Genomic DNA, 19,166 nt, shown 5'->3' on the forward strand with positions numbered 1-19,166 from the left:
TTATCTATTCTAATTTACGAAACGTAGATGTTTTGACCCTAGATCTGGCGTTCACAATTGGACGTCGACCTGACTTCGCCAGACAGCGCAGACATACAAACAAAACAACCTGCGGGTCATCTTGGCCGCCGGGTCAAAAATGGAGGCTCGCTCGACTATGGTATCATTTCCTTTTTCTTCCGATGCCAATGCGGTTTTGGCCGCCTTGAGCAAGTCTCAGGCGGTCATCGAGTTTGACCTGACCGGAAAGATCCTCACCGCCAACGAAAACTTCTGCCGCGCGCTCGGTTATGAATTGAGTGAGATTGTTGGCCAACATCACCGCATGTTTGTCGATCCCGCAGAAGTGTCATCGGCGGAATACAAGCAATTCTGGCTTGATCTGGCCGCTGGCAAGTTTGACCGCCGTCAATTCAAGCGCATCGCCAAGGGCGGAAAAGAGGTCTGGATCGAGGCCTCGTACAACCCGATCTTCAAGGGCAAGAAGCCCTACAAGATCGTCAAATTCGCCACCGACATCACGGACACCAAACTGAAGTCGGCGGAAGATTCCGGCAAGCTGACAGCGCTGTCGCGTGCACAAGCCATCATTGAGTTCACGCCTTCAGGCGATGTCATCACCGCCAATGACAATTTCAACACAGCGCTCGGCTATACCCTGTCAGAGATTCAGGGGCGGCATCACTCGATGTTCTGCGATCAGGACTATGTTCGCACCGCAGACTATAAAAAATTCTGGGAGCGTCTTCGCGGTGGTGAATTCATCGCCGAAGAGTTCACCCGCATCGGCAAAGGGGGCAAGAAGGTCTATATTCAGGCGTCCTATAACCCCATCTTTGACATGAACGGCCGCGTCTTCAAGGTCGTCAAATTCGCAACGGACGTAACAGACCGCGTCGACAACGTGAACACGCTTGCCAGTGGAATGCGCGGCATGGCAGCCGGTGACCTGACCATCTCGATCGACAAGCCATTCATTCCGGCACTCGACCTGCTGCGCCAGGATTATAACTCGGCGGCCGAAATGCTGCGCACGGCTCTTCGAAGCGTTGCTGAAAATGCAGGACATATCGCGTCCGGTTCGAGCGAGATACGGTCGGCTTCCGATGATTTGTCAAAGCGCACGGAGCAGCAGGCAGCCTCTGTCGAGGAAACAGCAGCAGCGCTGGAACAGATTACCACCACGGTCGCCGATTCCAGCAAGCGCGCCGACGATGCGGGAAAGCTCGTGTCGCGCACCCGGGAAAATGCGGAGAAGTCAGGCATAGTCGTACGCAATGCCATCGCTGCAATGGGAGAGATCGCAACCTCGTCAAAGGAAATCTCCAACATCATTGGCGTCATCGACGACATCGCCTTCCAGACCAATCTTCTGGCCCTCAATGCAGGTGTCGAAGCCGCCCGTGCCGGCGATGCGGGCAAAGGATTTGCGGTTGTCGCCCAGGAAGTGCGAGAACTGGCGCAACGCTCCGCCAAGGCCGCCAAGGAAATCAAGGCGCTGATCAACACCTCCGGCGAGCAGGTCAAGAGCGGCGTCAATCTTGTCGGTCAGACCGGACAGGCATTGGAAGAAATCGTCCAGCAGGTCCATGACATCAACACCAATGTTGCCGCCATCGTGGAATCCGCCAAGGAACAGTCCATCGGACTGAAGGAGATCAACCAGGCCGTCAACACGATGGATCAGGGCACACAGCAGAATGCGGCGATGGTTGAGGAAACCAATGCTGCAAGCCATTCACTGGCGTCGGAAGCCGATGCCTTGTTCAAGCTGATCAGCCAGTTCCAGCTCAATGATGGCAAGCAATCGGCAGGCTCGGTGCACCAGACGGCACGCCCTGCCCCAACACCCGCCAATTCATCGGTCGCAAGGCCAATCCGTTCCGCGGGTGGCACCCGCGGCAATGCCGCCCTGGCGGTCAAGACCGAGAACTGGGAGGAGTTTTAATGACCGGAATTTCCACCAACCATGATGGCAAGGCGACGCTCGACATCATCGCCTTTACGCTCGGCCAACAGAGCTTTTGCATCGAGACCACCTCTGTCCGCGAAATCAGGGGTTGGGCCCTGTCGACACCGATGCCTCACAGTTCGCCGGAAGTTCTGGGCGTGATCAACCTGCGTGGTACAGTCATCCCGACCATCGACCTGTCGCGTAAACTCGGAATGGCCGCTGGCATTACCTCGGAGCGCAGTGCCATCGTGGTGGTCGAAGTCTTCGGCAAACCGATAGGCCTTCAGGTCGAGCAGGTCACTGACATGATCTCGGTCACGATCGACCAGTTGCAGCCGACACCGGACCTTATCAGCTCTTTCGAGCGCTCCTATTGCGAAGGCGTCATCACCCATCAGTCCGGCATGATCTGCTTTTTGAACCTGCAGCGCATGTTTGCCGAGGGGCTTGAAGAACTGGCCGCCTGAGCCCCGCGCAAAACTGCCGATCGGCTTTGATCCGGCATCCAGATTGACCTGTGAGAATATCCATATTGTCGAATATATGGTTGTTCAATCAAGGCGTTACACGTAAATGGCGAATCGTGTTATCCCTTCCTCCGGCGGATACGATACGGGGATTGATGATGCCGAATACGCAGGAGATCGAAGTCTGGGCTCTCCAACGCGCCGAGCAGATTGTCTTGAGCGAAGGCATGAAGCTGATGGAGGCGGCCCAGTGGCTTGATCGCAAGAAGACGATGAAGGCATCGGCACAGTTACGTGTCGCGATATGCCAGTCCTTGGTCGAAGCGCTGGCGAAAACCGAATTGCCGAAACCGCGTGAGACGGAAGACAGGTTTGATCAGGAACTGGACAGCCGTACCTCGATCATCGATCAGACCATAAAAAATTCAGCCAAGCCGCCCGAAAGCAATGGCCTTGCCGGCCGGCTTCCGCCATTGATGATGTTCAAGGTCAGTGCATCGGGCTGAACGGATCACGACTTCGAGAGCGCCCTTTCCAAGCGGCTCCATTACCCTATTCTAATAGTGTCAGCACCGAATCATGAGGTACTTGTATGCCCGGATATCGCGTACCCACTATTGTCTTTCTGTCTCTCCTGTCGCTTGCCCTGCCCGCATCGGCCGACGAGACCACCGATAGCATCCGCAAAGTGATCTCATCACAGATAGCGGCCTTTATCGATGAGGATGCATCCAAAGCCTTCTCCTTTGCCGCCCCTGCCCTGCAAAAACGCTTCGGCGATCCACGCGTTTTCGTTGAAATGGTGCGCAAGAGCTATGGAGCGATCTTGCGCCCGGGCGCTTATGCCTTCGGCAAAAGCCATGTCGATGACGACAAGTCCCACGCCTTTCAGGTGGTCTTGATTTCCGAGCCGGACGGCAAGGAATGGGCCGCACTTTACGAAATGGAACGCCAGACAGATGGTCGCTATGCCATCAGTGGCGTCCGGATCATGCGCGATAGCGTCAGCAAGGGCATATAATTTTCGCCCTACAGCGCGCGCCCCTCGGCAATCAACTCTTCAGCGTCTTCGCGGTCCGTTGACAAGACACGTTGGGCGAGGTCGAAGGAAAAGCCGTTGCGGGCGAAGGCCGAAAGCTCCTTGGCCCGGCGCTTCTCGTCGGCGTCCAGGCGGCGAAAAGGTCCGAAAGCGCGCTTGCGGGCAAAGATCATGGCCGCCAGAAGGTCATCTGTGTCGGCCAAGGTCTCGGTTATAAGGGCGCGATCGACGCCTTTTTCAGCAAGTTTGCGGGCAATCCCGCGTTTGGATTTTCCGCTGGCAATGGAGGAGCGGCGCTTGATGTCGGCATAGGCCTTGTCATCCAGCACCTGCAGCGATCGCCCGAATTCAAGGGCGATATTGGTCAAAGCCTCGATCTCGTCTTCCGATATGTCCTCGAACTTTTCCTTTGCCTTGCGGCTGATCGCCTGGACGAGCTCGTGCTCGGTCATCATGCGCCGCGACAGACGATAAATCGTCGAGCGCTTGACCCAGGCGACCATGCGTTTGGTTGGCTCTGGCTTACCGTCTGTTGCGTCTGCGAAGAAATCGGGCTCGGTCATGGCGGGTTTTTACCACGCCAGGCAGTGGCTGACTATCGGTACGAATGGGCTTCTGAAGACCAATCATTGTCCGTTGTGCGCTTCATGTTTTACCCATCAATGTTTAGGGGTATTCAAATCGGGTCGATATCGCCGCGCGCCCACATATCCTGCGTTTCCGCCATGAAGTCCTCGAACCGCCCCTCCTCGAGCGACTTGCGGATGCCTTGCATCAGTTCCTGGTAATAGGCCAGATTGTGCCAGGAAAGCAGCATGCCACCCAGCGCCTCGTTGGAGCGGACCAGATGATGCAGATAGGCGCGGGAATAGTCCCGGCTGGCGGGGCAGTTGGACTGTTCGTCCAGCGGACGCATGTCTTCGGCATGGCGGGCATTGCGGATATTGACCTTGCCGCGGCGGGTGAAGGCGAGGCCATGCCGGCCGGATCGCGTCGGCATGACGCAGTCGAACATATCGACCCCACGCGCCACCGACTTCAGCAGATCGTCCGGCGTACCGACGCCCATCAGATAACGCGGCTTTTCCTTTGGCAGCACCGGCAGTGTGATATCGAGCATATCCAGCATGACAGCCTGTGGTTCGCCCACGGCCAGACCGCCGACGGCATAGCCCTTGAGGTCGAGTTGCTTCAGGCCCTCGGCCGAACGTATGCGCAGATCCGGGATGTCACCCCCCTGCACGATCCCGAACATGGCCTTGCCCTGCTGCTCGCCAAAGGCCACGCGGCAGCGCTCGGCCCAGCGCAGCGACATTTCCATCGCGCGCTCGATTTCCGTGCGCTCGGCTGGAAGCCTCAGGCATTCGTCGAGCTGCATCTGGATGTCGCTGTCGAGCAGCCCCTGAATTTCAATGGAGCGTTCGGGCGACATGTGGTGGGTTGAGCCGTCCACATGGCTTTTGAAGGTAACACCCTTCTCGTCGATCTGGCGCAATGCCGACAGCGACATCACCTGAAACCCGCCGGAATCGGTCAGGATCGGATGAGGCCAGCGGATCAGTTCATGCAGCCCGCCCAAACGGGCAACGCGCTCGGCGCCCGGACGCAACATCAGATGATAGGTATTGCCGAGAATGATATCGGCGCCCAGATCGCGCACCTGATCGAGATACATGGCCTTGACGGTGCCAACGGTCCCGACCGGCATGAAGGCAGGTGTGCGGATCACGCCGCGCGGCATGGAGACTTCGCCAAGGCGCGCCTTGCCCGAGGTCGCTTTCAGGGTGAACTTGAACGTATCATGCATCAATCATGTTTCCGGTGAAGCAGGCTTGTATCGCCATAGGAATAGAAGCGGTAGCCATCGGCGATGGCGTGGGCATAAGCGTCTCGCATGGTCTCAAGGCCGGCAAAGGCCGAAACCAGCATGAACAATGTCGATTTGGGCAAATGGAAGTTGGTCATCAACATGTCGACCGCACGAAATCGGTAGCCGGGTGTGATGAAGATGCCTGTCGGGCCGGCAAAAGGCAGGATGTCTCCCTCTTCGCTGGCAGCACTTTCGAGCAGACGCAGAGAGGTGGTTCCGACACAGACGACGCGGCCGCCGCGCGCCTTGACGGCGTTGAGCTTTTGCGCGGTTTCAGCCGACACATGACCGATCTCTTCGTGCATCTTGTGCTCGGTTGTATCCTCCGCCTTGACCGGCAAGAATGTGCCAGCCCCGACATGAAGCGTCACGAAATGGCGCTCGACGCCTGCGGCGTCCAGCTTATCGAAGAGATCCGGGGTGAAATGCAGGCCGGCGGTCGGCGCGGCAACAGCCCCTTCTTCGCGGGCGTAAATGGTCTGGTAGTCGGCACGGTCCTGCGCATCCTCATGCCGTTTGGCGGCAATATAGGGTGGCAACGGGATATGCCCGACCGTGGCGATCGCCTGGTCCAGGTCGGGACCGGACAGATCAAAGGCAAGGTCGATTTCGCCGGCCTCGCCCTTTTCTGCGACGGTGGCTGCAAGCGTGCCCAGCACGCAGGTCTCGCCGGAATTGCCAAATTCGATCCGGTCGCCTTGCTTGATGCGCTTGCCGGGCCGTGCAAAAGCCTTCCAGCGATTGGCAGCAACGCGCATGTGCAGCGTGCAGGACACAGCGGTGCGCTCGGCGCCTTCGCGCAGGCGAACGCCCTCCAATTGCGCCGGGATCACCCGCGTATCGTTGAACACCAGCGCATCGCCTGCTTTCAGAAAGGACGGCAGGTCAAAGGCATTGCGATCCGCGAGAACGGGGTCGCCGTCGGGCTTGACGATCAGCATGCGCGCGTGATCACGCGGGCTCGCAGGCCTCAGCGCAATGCTGTCATCCGGCAGATCGAAGTCGAACAGATCGACGCGCATGGTCATCCTTCAGAAACGAGAAAACCCGCCCCGGTGCCGAAAAGCACTGGGACGGGTTGCTGAGATAGCGGCCTTAAGCGTCGGCGGCAACCTTCATCGATGTGATCGAATCAGGATCGCTGACCGGCTCACCCTTTTTGATCTGGTCGATGACATCCATGCCTTCCATGACCTGACCCCATGCAGAATACTGCTTGTTGAGCCAGGGAGCATCGGCGAAGCAGATGAAGAACTGGGAGTTGGCCGAGTTCGGGCTCTGCGAGCGCGCCATGGAGCAGGTGCCGCGGACATGAGACGTTGCCGAAAATTCAGCCTTCAGGTCCGGCTTGTCGGAGCCGCCCATGCCGGCACGTGCCGGATTGAAGTCGGAGCCACCCTTTTTGCCGAACTTCACGTCGCCGGTCTGGGCCATGAAGTCTGCGATCACGCGGTGGAAGACAACGCCATCATAGGCCCCTTCGCGCGCAAGTTCCTTGATGCGAGCCACATGCTCGGGAGCCACTTCCGGCAGCAACTGGATCGTGACCTTGCCCTTGGTGGTTTCCATGATGATCGTGTTTTCCGGATCTTTGATCTCGGCCATAGTATCTCTCCTTGTAGTGTGGGCGTTTCGCCCCTTACTTCCTGCCGACGGTGACCTTGATCATCCGGTCGGGATTTTCCACGGCGCCGCTCTGCGGATCGCCCCGCTTGATCTTGTCGACGTAATCCATGCCGGCGATCACCTGTCCGACGACCGTATACTGGCCGTTCAGGAACGACCCATCGTCAAACATGATGAAGAACTGCGAATTGGCGGAATTCGGGTCCTGCGAGCGCGCCATGCCAACGGTGCCGCGCTTGAACGGAACGTTTGAGAACTCGGCCGGTACATTGGCAAGCTTGGAGCCGCCTGTGCCTGCCCGCTCGGGGTTGAAGCCGTCTTCCATATCGCCGAATTCGACGTCGCCGGTCTGGGCCATGAAGCCTTCGATGACACGGTGAAAGGCGACATTGTCATATTCGCCCTTGGCAGCCAGTTCCTTCAGGCGCGCCACATGCTTGGGCGCAACATCCGGCAACAATTCGATCACCACCGGACCGTCCTTCAGCTGGATTGTCAGAAAGTCGTCATCTGCCGCATGGGCAAAACCGGCAAAGCCAGTCAGCATCATGATGCCGGCGGCTGCGAGGGAAATGAGTTTCATGGGGTCTCCCGTCTTGTTTTCGAGCTCATTTCTTGAGCTTTGATTGTAAGGCCTTGAGAACGGTCGCCGGCACAAATGCGCTGACATCTCCGCCCATGGCAGCGATTTGCCGGACCAATGTGGCGGTTATGGGCCGCGACGCCGTCCCCGCCGGCAGGAATATTGTCTGAAGATCCGGCGCCATCTGCTGATTCATGCCGGCCATCTGCATCTCGTAATCGAGATCGGTACCATCGCGAAGGCCACGCAACAGCAAGGTTGCTCCATTTGCGCGGGCGGCATCAACGGCCAGATTGTCGAAGGAGACGACCGAAATATCCCCTGCCCGCGCTGGCAAAACTTCCGTCAATGCCTGGCGGATCAGATCGGCGCGCTCGTCATAAGTAAACAAGGGCGTCTTGCCCGGATGTATGCCGATAGCCACGACCACCTTGTCGGCAACATTGAGCGCCTGCAGAAGGACGTCGAGATGACCATTGGTCATTGGATCGAAAGAGCCGGGATAAAAAGCAGTCGCCATAGGTGCCTTACCGTGTTTGCCGCCTTTTGTCATGGAAGCGGTTTGGCTGCAAGCGCTTTGCTTGTCTACACCACTGCCTATGTACCGCAGATGAACGCAGTATTCAGCATCGCTTCAAGCGCCTTGTGGGACAAGGGAGGCATGCAAGGCGGGATCGGCGCCGAATGAGAAGGAATACTGGAATGCTTGCCATACTCGCGCTCTCCGCCACGCTATTGTCCCTCATCGTTGAATATACGTTTCAGCTGCTTGCAGAGCGCTTTGAAATAGATGGAAACGACGAAGGCTGAACTTGCAAGCGTGTGCGCTGCCGCAATTTAGGCGTCATTCTTGTTCTTTTATCCACCTCATGCGGAACCTTTAACGAAGTCTTTCGTTTTTGAACCACGCACAAACATTTTTCCAAAGGGACCATGCCATGCGCGACAAAGTAACGGTTATCAATCTGGCCTGGATGCTGACCATGACCGCGATGCTGGCCACGTCAGTCGGCTTTTACATGAACACCGAGGATCAGGCGAGCTACTACGGTCCGCCGATCACGGCGCGGTATCACAGCTTCGGCCACTAAAGAGAGAGCCTGCGGGCACGAACGGAATTGGAGACAGCATGTTTGCAACATTGACCATACTGGCAGCGCTTATCAGTGGAATGTTTGTAATCTCGGTCGCGTCCACGATTGTCGCCTTGCGCCGCGAGCGCGAAGAGCTTGATGCAATGATGGCTCGACGCGAACTGTTCTAGGCCGTTTGGCTCTGTCCGATTGCGTCTGCCGCAACGCACGAAAAAGTCTCTGAGACGTAGGATAGCCCAGCCCCCGAAAGGGCCGGGCTATTTTTTTTACCGATTACTCAGCAGTATTGCCGGATGTGTCTTCGCTGCCGGGCTCGATCGCCGCTGCCTCGTCGGACACAACAGCCTCGCCCTCTCCCTCACCTTCGACCACGACATCCTCGTCTTCAGGCTCACGAACGCGCTCGACAGACACGACCTTTTCGTCCTTGGCCGTCGAGAATATCGTCACACCCTTCGTCGCACGGCTGGCAATCCGTATGCCGTTGACCGGAACGCGGATCAGCTGGCCACGGTTGGATACCAGCATGATCTGGTCCGCGTCGTCGATCGGGAAGGCTGCGATCAGTTCGCCGATTTCCGCAGTCTTGGAGGTATCGGTTGCGCGGATACCCTTGCCGCCACGACCCGATGTTCTGAAGTCGTAGGAGGAGGACCGTTTGCCGAAGCCACGTTCTGCAATTGTCAGCACGAACTGTTCAAGCTGCTTCATCTGCTGATAGCGCTCTTCAGACAGCTGGCCTTCTTCGACCACCTCTTCACCGACCAGTGCAATTTCTTCCACCTCTTCGCCAGTGACGGCACGACGCTCCTGTGCTGCACGCTTCAGATAGGCTGCGCGCTCCCATGGCTCGGCATCCGAATGATGGACGATTGTCATCGAGATGATGCGGTCGCCATCGGCCAGATTGATACCGCGCACACCGATGGAGTTGCGTCCTGCAAAGACGCGAACATCGGTGACCGGGAAGCGGATGCACTGACCAAGCGCCGTCGTCAGCAACACATCGTCGCCAAGTTCCGGTGTCGATCCGGTGAAGTCCGGCTCGCGGCAGGTCTCGACGGAGAGGATTTCGTCCCCCTCTTCTTCGAGTTTCATCGCGATCTTGCCGTTGCGATTGACCTGGATGAAGTCGCTGAGCTTGTTGCGGCGCACGGTACCGCGCGTCGTCGAGAACATCACGAACAGGTTGTCCCAGGTGCTCTCGTCCTCAGGCAGCGGCATGATCGACGTAATGCGCTCGCCGGCTTCCAGCGGGAACATGTTGATCATGGCCTTGCCGCGCGAGGTTGGCGTGCCGATCGGCAGGCGCCAGACCTTCTCCTTGTAGACGATCCCGCGCGAGGAGAAGAACAGCACCGGCGTATGGGTATTGGCAACGAACAGACGCGTTGCGAAATCCTCGTCCTTCATGGCCATGCCGGAGCGTCCCTTGCCGCCACGGCGCTGGGCGCGGTAGGTGGCAAGCGGAACGCGTTTGATATAGCCGGCATGCGAAACGGTCACGACCATGTCTTCGCGTGCAATCAGGTCCTCGTCGTCCATGTCCGGACCGCCTTCGACGATCTGGGAACGGCGCGGTGTGCCGAATTCATCGCGAACGGCCGCCATCTCATCCTTGACGATCTCCATGATGCGCAGGCGCGAGGACAGGATGTCGAGATAATCGGAGATTTCCGCACCGATCTTGTTCAGCTCGTCGTCGATTTCATCGCGACCAAGAGCGGTCAGTCGGGCGAGACGCAATTCGAGGATCGCGCGGGCCTGCTCTTCCGACAGGTTATAGGTATTGTCGTCATTGATCTTGTGACGCGGATCGTCAATCAGGCGGATCAGCACATCGACGTCGTGGGCAGGCCAGCGGCGTTCCATCAACTGGGTCCGCGCCGTTGCCGGATCGGGCGCCTTGCGGATCAGGGCGATGACTTCATCGATATTGGCAACCGCAATCGCCAGACCGACCAGGATATGGGCGCGGTCACGCACCTTCTTCAACAGGAACTTCGTGCGGCGGCTGACCACGTCTTCCCGGAAGGCGACGAAGGCACGCAGCATGTCGAGCAGCGTCATCTGCTCTGGCTTGCCACCGGTCAGCGCCACCATGTTGCAGCCGAACGAGGTCTGCAGCGGCGTGTAACGATAAAGCTGGTTCAAGATCACGTCGGCATTGGCATCGCGCTTGAGCTCGATGACCACACGATAGCCTTCGCGGTCGGACTCGTCGCGCAGATCCGAGATGCCCTCGACGCGCTTTTCGCGCACCAGTTCGGCCATCTTCTCGATCATCGTCGCCTTGTTCACCTGGAACGGGATCTCGGTGATGATGATCTGCTCGCGATCGCCGCGCATCGGCTCGACCCGGGCCACACCGCGCATGACGACAGAACCGCGACCGGTCTCATAGGCAGAGCGGATGCCGGAGCGACCGAGAATCATCGCACCTGTCGGGAAATCCGGACCCGGAATGATTTCCATCAGTTCCGGCAGTTCGATCGCCGGATTGTCGATCAAGGCAATACAGCCGTCGATCACTTCTCCAAGATTGTGCGGCGGAATGTTCGTGGCCATGCCGACCGCGATACCGCCGGCCCCATTGACGAGCAGGTTCGGGAACTTGGCCGGTACCACAACCGGCTCGGACATCGTGCCATCGTAGTTGTCGCGGAAGTCGACCGTATCCTTGTCCAGATCGTCGAGCAGCGAATGCGCGGCCTTCTGCAGGCGGCACTCAGTATAACGCTGAGCGGCCGGCGGGTCGCCGTCGATGGAGCCGAAATTGCCCTGACCGTCGACCAGAGGCAGGCGCAACGACCAGTCCTGCGCCATACGGGCCAGCGCGTCATAGATCGCCTGATCGCCGTGCGGATGGTATTTACCCATCACGTCACCGGTGACGCGTGCGCATTTCACATACTTCTTGTTCCAGTCCAGACCCAGCTCGTTCATGCCGTAGAGAATACGGCGATGCACAGGCTTTAAGCCATCGCGGACGTCGGGAAGTGCGCGGCTCACGATCACGCTCATGGCGTAATCGAGATAGGACCGTTGCATTTCCTCGATAATGGAAATCGGCTGGATATCGGACGGGAATTCGCCGCCGCCGGGAGTATTTTGCTCAGTCAAATCAGGTCACGATCTCTATTCAGAATCACTACTCAGCTTATAGCCGAAAGGGCGTTGCAGCGCCAATTTCGCCAGCCGTTTTAAACAGACTTTTGCCCGCGAAGTAAACGGCCTGAAATGATGTGGTAACGCGGGGTTGCACCCGCCCCCAAGGCTCGGTCATATATGGGCTCAAACGAGGGACTTAGCCATGGCTAGCGGCGATATTCTTATCAACGCCTTCACGACCTTGCTGGTGACACTGGATCCGCCGGGGCTTGCGCCGCTGTTTCTCGGGCTGACAAGTGGAATGAATTCCGTACAGCGCCGTATGGTGGCGTTGCGCGGAACGCTGATCGCCTTTGCCATTCTGGCAGTCTTCGCCATTTTCGGCGCGCGCATTCTCGATCTGCTCGGCATCTCCATCGGTGCCTTCCGCATTGCCGGCGGCATCCTGCTGTTTGCCATTGCCTTCGAAATGATCTTCGAGAAACGGCAGGAGCGCAAGGAAAAGGCGCGCGACCAGGCCGTCACCGAAGATCACGCTCAGAACATCGCTGTCTTTCCGCTGGCGCTACCGCTCATCGCCGGCCCCGGTGCCATTTCCGCAACCATCCTTCTGTCCGGTCATCTGCCAAGTGCAATCGAGCGTATGGAACTGCTGGCCGTAATCGCTGTGTGCATGTGTCTGGTGCTGGGTGCGATGCTGATCTCCGGCCCGCTCAACCGCTTTCTCGGCAATACCGGGCGCATGATCCTCACCCGATTGCTGGGCGTGCTGCTGGCGGCTCTGTCGGTCCAGTTCGTGGTCGACGGTGTGAAATCGGTGATCACCGGCGCGTGATGGCGCGTTGCTTTCGCATTATCGCCACTGAACCGGATGTCAGAATCGGAAAAGGGCCGCAAGGCCCTTTTCCTGCAAACACCAATGTTCGGCCTGGCGCCTCTCGATCAAAACGGAATATCGTCGTCCAGATCGCGTGAGAAATTGCCGCTGCCCTGATTGCCGCCACGGGCGCCACCGCCAGCGGCTGCACCGCCCTGGGCGCCGCCGCGCGACTGGTTGTAGTCGTCGTAACCGCCGCCGTTGCCGGTACCGCCGAAATCGCTGCCGCCACCGAAGTCGCCGCCGCGCGATGCGCCGCCACCGTCGCCGCGCCCGCCCAGCATGGTCAGGTTGCCGTTGAAGCCCTGCAGCACCACTTCCGTCGAATAACGGTCATTGCCGGTCTGGTCCTGCCATTTGCGGGTCTGCAGCTGGCCTTCGATATAAACCGTCGAGCCCTTCTTCAGATACTGCTCGGCAATCTTGCACAGACCTTCATTGAAGATCACCACCGTATGCCATTCGGTTTTTTCGCGGCGCTCGCCGGACGTGCGGTCGCGCCAGCTCTCGGATGTCGCGATCCTCAAGTTTGCGATCGGTCGTCCATCCTGGGTGCGGCGGATTTCCGGATCCGCTCCCAGATTGCCGATCAGAATGACCTTGTTGACACTACCTGCCATAACTCACATCCTTGCCGCTATCATGGCGGCCCTATTCATTGCCTCGTTTGCGCACACCTTAAAGCAAAGCGCAGCGCGATTGGATTTTACTGGCCAGAATTCGGCTTGTAATCCACAGCCAATTATGTTCTTTTTTTGTTCTATAAATTGCCTATGATCCTGTCAACCGAATCGGGGAGATTGCAGAGAGTTTCTTGCATTCGCCTCGACACCGGCTTGTCGATGCCTACATAAAGACCCGTCCTCCTCCCTGACAGGCTTGTTATCTATGAGTGATCTGAAGACCATTTCCATTCGCGGCGCGCGTGAGCACAACCTCAAGGGTATCGATATCGATCTGCCGCGCGACAGCCTCATCGTCATGACCGGCTTGTCCGGCTCGGGCAAATCGTCGCTCGCCTTCGACACGATTTACGCCGAGGGTCAGCGCCGATACGTCGAAAGTCTGTCGGCCTATGCCCGCCAGTTCCTTGAAATGATGCAAAAGCCGGATGTCGACCAGATCGACGGGTTGTCGCCGGCGATCTCGATCGAGCAGAAGACCACCTCGCGCAATCCGCGCTCGACGGTCGGCACTGTCACCGAGATCTACGACTATATGCGTCTGCTCTTTGCCCGCGCCGGAATTCCCTATTCGCCGGCCACCGGCTTGCCGATCGAGAGCCAGACCGTGTCGCAGATGGTCGACCGCATCCTCGCATTCGAGGAAGGCACGCGTCTTTATATATTGGCGCCGATGGTGCGCGGTCGAAAGGGCGAGTATAAAAAAGAACTTGCCGAGCTGATGAAGAAGGGCTTCCAGCGCGTCAAGGTGGACGGCACCTTCTACGAGATTGCAGACGTTCCGGCGCTCGACAAGAAGTACAAGCACGATATCGACGTGGTGGTCGACCGCATTGTGGTGCGTCCGGATATCGCCAGCCGCCTGGCCGACAGCCTGGAAACCTGCCTGCATGTGCTGGCGGACGGTCTGGCGATTGCCGAATTTGCAGACAAGCCTTTGCCGCCGGAAGAAACGGCAGCGGGCGGTTCGGCCAACAAGTCGCTGAACGAGACCCATGAGCGGGTGCTGTTTTCGGAAAAATTCGCCTGCCCGGTCTCCGGCTTCACCATTTCCGAGATCGAACCGCGGCTGTTTTCCTTCAACAACCCCTTCGGTGCCTGCCCGACCTGCGACGGTCTTGGTTTCCAGCAGAAGATCGATGAAGCGCTGATCGTGCCCGAGGCCGAGCGCCGGTTGAACGACGGGGCCATTGCTCCCTGGGCCAAATCCTCGTCGCCCTATTACAACCAGACACTGGAAGGGCTGGGCAAGGAGTTCGGCTTCAAGCTGTCGAGCAAATGGTCCGATCTGCCGATGCCGGCGCAAAAGGCGATTTTGCACGGCACCAAGGAGAAGATCGAATTCAATTATGCCGATGGGGCGCGTTCCTACAAGACGGTCAAGGAATTCGAAGGCATCGTGCCAAACCTCGAGCGTCGCTGGAAGGAAACCGACAGCGCCTGGGCACGCGAAGAAATCGAGCGCTATATGTCGGCCGCCCCCTGCCCGGCCTGTAACGGCTATCGCCTCAAGCCGGAAGCGCTGGCAGTCAAGATCGACGGTCGTCATATCGGCCAGGTGACGGAAATGTCGATCAAGAATGCCGGTGCCTGGTTCGAGACACTGCCGGAAAAACTGACGGCCAAGCAGAACGAGATCGCGGTTCGCATCCTCAAGGAAATCCGCGAACGCCTGCGCTTTCTCAACGATGTCGGCCTCGACTATCTGTCGATGTCGCGCAATTCCGGCACGCTGTCGGGCGGCGAAAGTCAGCGCATCCGGTTGGCCTCGCAGATCGGCTCGGGCCTGACCGGCGTGCTTTACGTGCTCGACGAACCCTCCATCGGCCTGCACCAGCGCGATAATGCCCGCCTTCTCGATACGCTGAAGCACCTGCGCGACATCGGAAATACGGTGATTGTGGTCGAGCATGACGAAGATGCCATCCTGACGGCGGATTATGTGGTCGATATCGGCCCCGCCGCCGGCATCCATGGCGGTCAGGTCATCGCCGAGGGCAGCCCTCAGGAGATCATGGCCAACTCCAAGTCGCTGACCGGAAAATACCTGTCCGGCGAGATGGGCGTTCCGGTGCCGGACAAGCGGCGCAAGCCCAAGAAGGGGCAGCGCATCAAGATCGTTGGCGCGCGCGGCAACAACCTGAAGAATGTGACGGCGGAAATCCCGCTGGGCGTCTTCACCTCGGTGACCGGCGTGTCGGGTGGCGGCAAGTCGACCTTCCTGATCGAAACACTCTACAAGGCCGCCGCCCGCCGCATCATGGGCGCACGTGAGAACCCGGCCGATCACGACCGCATCGAGGGCTTCGAATTCATCGACAAGGTGATCGATATCAACCAGTCGCCGATCGGTCGCACCCCGCGTTCCAACCCGGCAACCTATACCGGTGCCTTCACACCCATCCGCGACTGGTTCGCCGGCCTGCCGGAAGCCAAGGCACGCGGCTATCAGCCGGGCCGCTTCTCCTTCAACGTAAAGGGCGGGCGCTGCGAAGCCTGCCAGGGCGACGGCGTCATCAAGATCGAGATGCACTTCCTGCCGGATGTCTACGTCACCTGCGACGTCTGTCACGGCAAACGCTACAATCGCGAGACGCTGGACGTTACCTTCAAGGGCAAATCCATTGCCGACGTGCTGGACATGACGGTTGAGGAAGGTGTCGACTTCTTCTCGGCGGTGCCAGCCGTGCGCGACAAGCTGCAGGCGCTGTTCGATGTCGGTCTTGGCTATATCAAGGTCGGCCAGCAGGCCAATACGCTGTCGGGCGGCGAGGCCCAGCGCGTGAAGCTCGCCAAGGAGCTCTCCAAGCGCTCGACCGGTCGCACGCTCTACATCCTCGATGAGCCGACCACCGGCCTGCATTTCCACGACGTCGCCAAGCTTCTGGAAATGCTGCAGGAGCTGGTCAACCAGGGCAATTCGGTGGTGGTCATCGAGCACAATCTCGAAGTCATCAAGACTGCCGATTACATCCTCGACTTCGGCCCCGAAGGCGGCGACGGCGGCGGTGAGATCGTTGCCACCGGCACACCGGAAGACATCGTCAAGGAAAAGCGCTCCTATACCGGCCAGTTCCTTAAGGAGCTTCTGGAGCGCCGGCCCATGAAGAAGGTGCAAGCGGCGGAGTGAGGGATAAAATATGGGCCTGCCGCTTTCGCGGCGGCGCCTGGTTTAGGTTGAATTTAGGTATACTTGATCGATTTCTGACTGGAGATTTTCGATGACCAAATCCGGCAAAATCCGCACCGGCATCGGCGGTTGGACGTTTGAGCCCTGGGAGGGCACGTTTTATCCAGACAAACTGGCCAAGAGGCGCCAGCTGGAATTTGCCAGCCGCGCGCTGACCGCGATCGAGGTGAACGGCACCTATTATTCCAGCCAGAAGCCCGCCACCTTCGCCAAATGGGCCTCCGAAGTGCCTGATGATTTCATCTTTTCGCTGAAGGCCAGCCGCTATTGCACCAACCGCAAGGTGCTGGCCGAGGCCGGTCCATCGATCGAGAAGTTCCTGACCCAGGGGATTACCGAGCTTGGCAGTCACCTCGGCCCGATCCTGTGGCAGTTCATGAAGACCAAGAAGTTCGAACCGGAGGATTTCGAGGCTTTTCTCAAGCTCTTGCCGAAAGAGCAGGACGGAATCGCCCTGCGCCACGTTGTCGAGCCGCGGCATGAGAGCTTCTGCACGCCGCAATTCATCGAGATGCTGGCAAAACATAATGTCGCCGCCGTCTGCGCCGATCACCATGATTATCCGATGTTTGCCGATGTGACCGCCGATTTCGTCTATGCCCGCCTGCAAAAGGGGGCGGACGAGACGCCGACCTGCTATCCGCAGTCGGACATGAAAGACTGGGCAAACCGCTTTGAAACCTATGCGGCCGGCGGTGTGCCGGATGATCTGTCTTTGATCGCTCCGGACCGGACCGCTGACAAGACGCCGCGCGATGTCTTCGCCTTCTTCATCACGGGCGGCAAGATCAATGCGCCCAATGGGGCAAGAGAGCTGCAATCGCTTGTGGCCTAAGTTTGCGGTGCAACTTTTCATCGTCAAATTGTGACAATGGCGAATCTGGGCTAGGTTCGGTCGTAGCGCTGCGCACATCCATTGCAAAAGCTTGAAATTTTACGTCTGTCGCGGACTGGTTTGTCCAGCCCGCGCATCTTTCTGTTCAGGGATCATCAATGTCGGGCATCGTCGTCTTCATCAATCTGGCCGGGGCCGTTGCCCTTTTGCTGTGGGCGACGCGTATGGTGCGGACGGGCGTCGAGCGTGCCTATGGGACGATACTGAAGGACAAGCTGCGCACGGCCCTTGGCAATCGCGTCTCTGCCGCCGCGGCCGGTTTCGTCTTTGCGGTTGTGTTACAAAGCGCAACCGCTGTCGCCTTGATCCTCTCGTCCTTCGTGGCAGGCGGTTATGTCAGCTCCGCCATCGGCATTGCGACCTTGCTCGGTGCCGATCTCGGTTCGGCCTTCGTTGCCCGTATCCTGCGCTATGATCTCTCGCTTCTGATTCCGTTGCTGCTGCTGGCGGGCACCGTGATGTTCCGTGCGTCCGAGGCACGCGACTGGCGCCAGCTCGGGCGCATTGCCTTCGGCCTTGGCCTGCTGCTTTTGTCCTTGCGCCTGATCGGAGAAGCCTCGGATCCGCTCAAGACCAGCGAGATCCTGCCGGTCATCATCAATTATCTGTCGAGAGACTGGATCACGGCCTTCTTGCTGGCGGCCCTGCTGGCCTGGGCGTTTCATTCCAGTGTGGCCACCATTCTTCTGTTTGCCTCGCTGGCAGACCGGCATCTCGTCACCCCGGTTTTGATCATCCCTCTGGTGCTCGGCGCCAATTTTGGCGCTGCCGTGATTGCGGCCATGCTGACGCGCAATGCCGAAGCTGCCGCGCGTGTTGTGCCGATGGGCAATGTTGTCATTCGCGGTCTGGGCACGATCGCAGCCCTGGCCATCCAGATCGCCTATCCTCTGGATACGAAGCTCATCGCTGAACATCCGGGCGATGCCGTCGTTTTGACCCATCTCTACATAAACGCCCTGGTCCTTGTCGGCGGGCTTCTGCTTTGCGGCCTGGTCGATCGGGTTTTGCGGAACGTCATGGCAAGGCCCGCGCCCTCGGATAACGGATTGGCCCACGAAGCCCGCTTGTCTTCGCTCAATCCGGATGACGTCAAGGAGCCCCGTCAGGCCGTCAACAATGCCACGCGTGAAGTGCTGGCGCTGTGCGAAAAGACCGAAGTTATGCTGGGGCGCATCTTCGATCTGTTTGATACATATGATGAAAGCCGCATGCGGCGCATTGCCGAACTCGATGACGAGATCGATCACATTCACCGCGACATCAAGTTCTATCTCGCTCGGATATCCGAAGGCTCGCAGGATCCTTTGACCGCACAGCAATCGCAGACGCTGTTGAGCACCACCATCAAGATCGAGCAGGCAGCCGACATCATCGCCCAGAACATGCTCGCCCGCGCCCGCAAGAAGCATGATCGCAATGTCATGTTCTCCGCTGAAGGCTGGGCAGAGCTTTGCGCCATGCACAATGAGGTGGTCAAGAATGCCCACCTCGCCTTCAATCTGCTCATCAACCGCGATGTTGAACACGCCCGCCAACTGGTCGTGCGCAAGGAAGTGGTTCGCGAGATGGTACGCCAGAGTGAAGAACAGCACATGCAGCGTCTGAGGGATGGAAATCTGGCAAGCTATGATTCAAGTTCGCTGCATATCGATACCATGCGCGACCTCAAGGAAATCAACTCACTTGTGGTGGCCATCGCCTATCCGGTGCTGGAAGGCGAAGGCATGTTGCGCCACAGCCGCCTCCTCTGATGCCGGCTATCCGGGGCAGGCCC

The 19,166-nt window shown here is 58.6% G+C and carries 19 protein-coding genes; 11 read left to right on the plus strand and 8 right to left on the minus strand.

Features of this window, described 5'->3' with window-relative positions; genetic code table 11:
• The first annotated feature begins 157 nt into the window (after positions 1–157).
• The 4 genes from ACQQ2Q_RS09030 (at position 158) to ACQQ2Q_RS09045 (ending at position 3,442) form a co-directional block, all read left to right on the plus strand.
• The gene (locus tag ACQQ2Q_RS09030; protein WP_428186730.1) at positions 158–1,948 is read left to right on the plus strand and encodes a methyl-accepting chemotaxis protein; all 1,791 of its coding nucleotides are present in this window, start codon (positions 158–160) and stop codon (positions 1,946–1,948) included.
• The gene (locus tag ACQQ2Q_RS09035; protein WP_428186731.1) at positions 1,948–2,421 is read left to right on the plus strand and encodes a chemotaxis protein CheW; all 474 of its coding nucleotides are present in this window, start codon (positions 1,948–1,950) and stop codon (positions 2,419–2,421) included. The genes ACQQ2Q_RS09030 and ACQQ2Q_RS09035 overlap by 1 nt, the downstream gene beginning before the upstream one ends.
• 155 nt (positions 2,422–2,576) lie before the next feature.
• A complete protein-coding gene (locus ACQQ2Q_RS09040; protein WP_428186732.1) occupies positions 2,577–2,927 on the plus strand; it encodes a hypothetical protein in 351 nt (116 codons plus the stop codon).
• An 86-nt stretch (positions 2,928–3,013) separates the two neighbouring features.
• On the plus strand, positions 3,014–3,442 hold the full coding sequence (locus ACQQ2Q_RS09045) for a DUF4864 domain-containing protein (RefSeq protein ID WP_428186733.1): 429 nt from the start codon (positions 3,014–3,016) through the stop codon (positions 3,440–3,442).
• An 8-nt stretch (positions 3,443–3,450) separates the two neighbouring features.
• On the opposite strand, the gene ACQQ2Q_RS09050 is transcribed toward ACQQ2Q_RS09045, so the two are convergent.
• The 6 genes from ACQQ2Q_RS09050 to coaD all read right to left on the minus strand — a co-directional run bounded on the left by ACQQ2Q_RS09050 (position 3,451) and on the right by coaD (position 8,059).
• Entirely contained in the window at positions 3,451–4,023 is a 573-nt protein-coding gene (locus ACQQ2Q_RS09050; protein ID WP_428186734.1) for a regulatory protein RecX, read from the minus strand.
• Between the two features lie 113 nt (positions 4,024–4,136).
• On the minus strand, positions 4,137–5,267 hold the full coding sequence (tgt, locus tag ACQQ2Q_RS09055) for a tRNA guanosine(34) transglycosylase Tgt (RefSeq protein ID WP_428186735.1): 1,131 nt from the start codon (positions 5,265–5,267) through the stop codon (positions 4,137–4,139).
• The gene (queA, locus tag ACQQ2Q_RS09060) at positions 5,267–6,352 is read right to left on the minus strand and encodes a tRNA preQ1(34) S-adenosylmethionine ribosyltransferase-isomerase QueA (protein WP_428186736.1); all 1,086 of its coding nucleotides are present in this window, start codon (positions 6,350–6,352) and stop codon (positions 5,267–5,269) included. Before queA ends, tgt begins: the two co-directional genes overlap by 1 nt.
• Positions 6,353–6,425: 73 nt before the next feature.
• Positions 6,426–6,935: a peptidylprolyl isomerase gene (locus tag ACQQ2Q_RS09065; protein ID WP_428186737.1), complete on the minus strand. Its 510-nt coding sequence runs from the start codon at positions 6,933–6,935 to the stop codon at positions 6,426–6,428.
• A gap of 34 nt (positions 6,936–6,969) precedes the next feature.
• The gene (locus ACQQ2Q_RS09070) at positions 6,970–7,539 is read right to left on the minus strand and encodes a peptidylprolyl isomerase (RefSeq protein ID WP_428186738.1); all 570 of its coding nucleotides are present in this window, start codon (positions 7,537–7,539) and stop codon (positions 6,970–6,972) included.
• A gap of 25 nt (positions 7,540–7,564) precedes the next feature.
• Positions 7,565–8,059 carry a pantetheine-phosphate adenylyltransferase gene (gene coaD, locus ACQQ2Q_RS09075; protein ID WP_428186739.1) on the minus strand — a complete coding sequence of 165 codons (495 nt, stop codon included), beginning with the start codon at positions 8,057–8,059 and terminating at the stop codon, positions 7,565–7,567.
• Between the two features lie 42 nt (positions 8,060–8,101).
• Here coaD and ACQQ2Q_RS09080 point away from each other — a divergent pair, with 42 nt between their 5' ends.
• The 3 genes from ACQQ2Q_RS09080 (at position 8,102) to ACQQ2Q_RS09090 (ending at position 8,803) form a co-directional block, all read left to right on the plus strand.
• Positions 8,102–8,227, plus strand: a complete 126-nt coding sequence (locus ACQQ2Q_RS09080; protein ID WP_428186740.1) for a hypothetical protein — start codon at positions 8,102–8,104, stop codon at positions 8,225–8,227.
• 250 nt (positions 8,228–8,477) lie between these two features.
• Positions 8,478–8,630 (plus strand): hypothetical protein, encoded by a 153-nt coding sequence (locus ACQQ2Q_RS09085; protein ID WP_428186741.1) that lies wholly within the window; start codon positions 8,478–8,480, stop codon positions 8,628–8,630.
• A gap of 38 nt (positions 8,631–8,668) precedes the next feature.
• On the plus strand, positions 8,669–8,803 hold the full coding sequence (locus ACQQ2Q_RS09090; RefSeq protein ID WP_428186742.1) for a hypothetical protein: 135 nt from the start codon (positions 8,669–8,671) through the stop codon (positions 8,801–8,803).
• 103 nt (positions 8,804–8,906) lie between these two features.
• On the opposite strand, the gene gyrA is transcribed toward ACQQ2Q_RS09090, so the two are convergent.
• Positions 8,907–11,756: a DNA gyrase subunit A gene (gene gyrA / locus ACQQ2Q_RS09095; protein ID WP_428186743.1), complete on the minus strand. Its 2,850-nt coding sequence runs from the start codon at positions 11,754–11,756 to the stop codon at positions 8,907–8,909.
• A 190-nt stretch (positions 11,757–11,946) separates the two neighbouring features.
• Here gyrA and ACQQ2Q_RS09100 point away from each other — a divergent pair, with 190 nt between their 5' ends.
• Positions 11,947–12,579, plus strand: a complete 633-nt coding sequence (locus tag ACQQ2Q_RS09100) for a MarC family protein (protein WP_428186744.1) — start codon at positions 11,947–11,949, stop codon at positions 12,577–12,579.
• A 107-nt stretch (positions 12,580–12,686) separates the two neighbouring features.
• Here the strand turns inward: ACQQ2Q_RS09100 and ACQQ2Q_RS09105 are convergent, their stop codons facing one another.
• Entirely contained in the window at positions 12,687–13,241 is a 555-nt protein-coding gene (locus tag ACQQ2Q_RS09105) for a single-stranded DNA-binding protein (protein WP_428186745.1), read from the minus strand.
• Positions 13,242–13,509: 268 nt separating this feature from the next.
• On the opposite strand from ACQQ2Q_RS09105, the gene uvrA reads away from it, so the two are divergent.
• The 3 genes from uvrA (at position 13,510) to ACQQ2Q_RS09120 (ending at position 19,143) form a co-directional block, all read left to right on the plus strand.
• Positions 13,510–16,434, plus strand: coding sequence for an excinuclease ABC subunit UvrA (gene uvrA, locus ACQQ2Q_RS09110; RefSeq protein ID WP_428186746.1), 2,925 nt, complete (start codon positions 13,510–13,512; stop codon positions 16,432–16,434).
• Between the two features lie 91 nt (positions 16,435–16,525).
• Complete coding sequence (locus tag ACQQ2Q_RS09115; protein ID WP_428186747.1) at positions 16,526–17,329, plus strand: DUF72 domain-containing protein; 804 nt, start codon at positions 16,526–16,528, stop codon at positions 17,327–17,329.
• Positions 17,330–17,487: 158 nt separating this feature from the next.
• Positions 17,488–19,143 (plus strand): Na/Pi cotransporter family protein, encoded by a 1,656-nt coding sequence (locus ACQQ2Q_RS09120; protein ID WP_428186748.1) that lies wholly within the window; start codon positions 17,488–17,490, stop codon positions 19,141–19,143.
• Positions 19,144–19,166 lie beyond the last annotated feature (23 nt).

The sequence above is a fragment of the Agrobacterium sp. ES01 genome, assembly GCF_050320885.1.
Taxonomy (GTDB): domain Bacteria; phylum Pseudomonadota; class Alphaproteobacteria; order Rhizobiales; family Rhizobiaceae; genus Allorhizobium.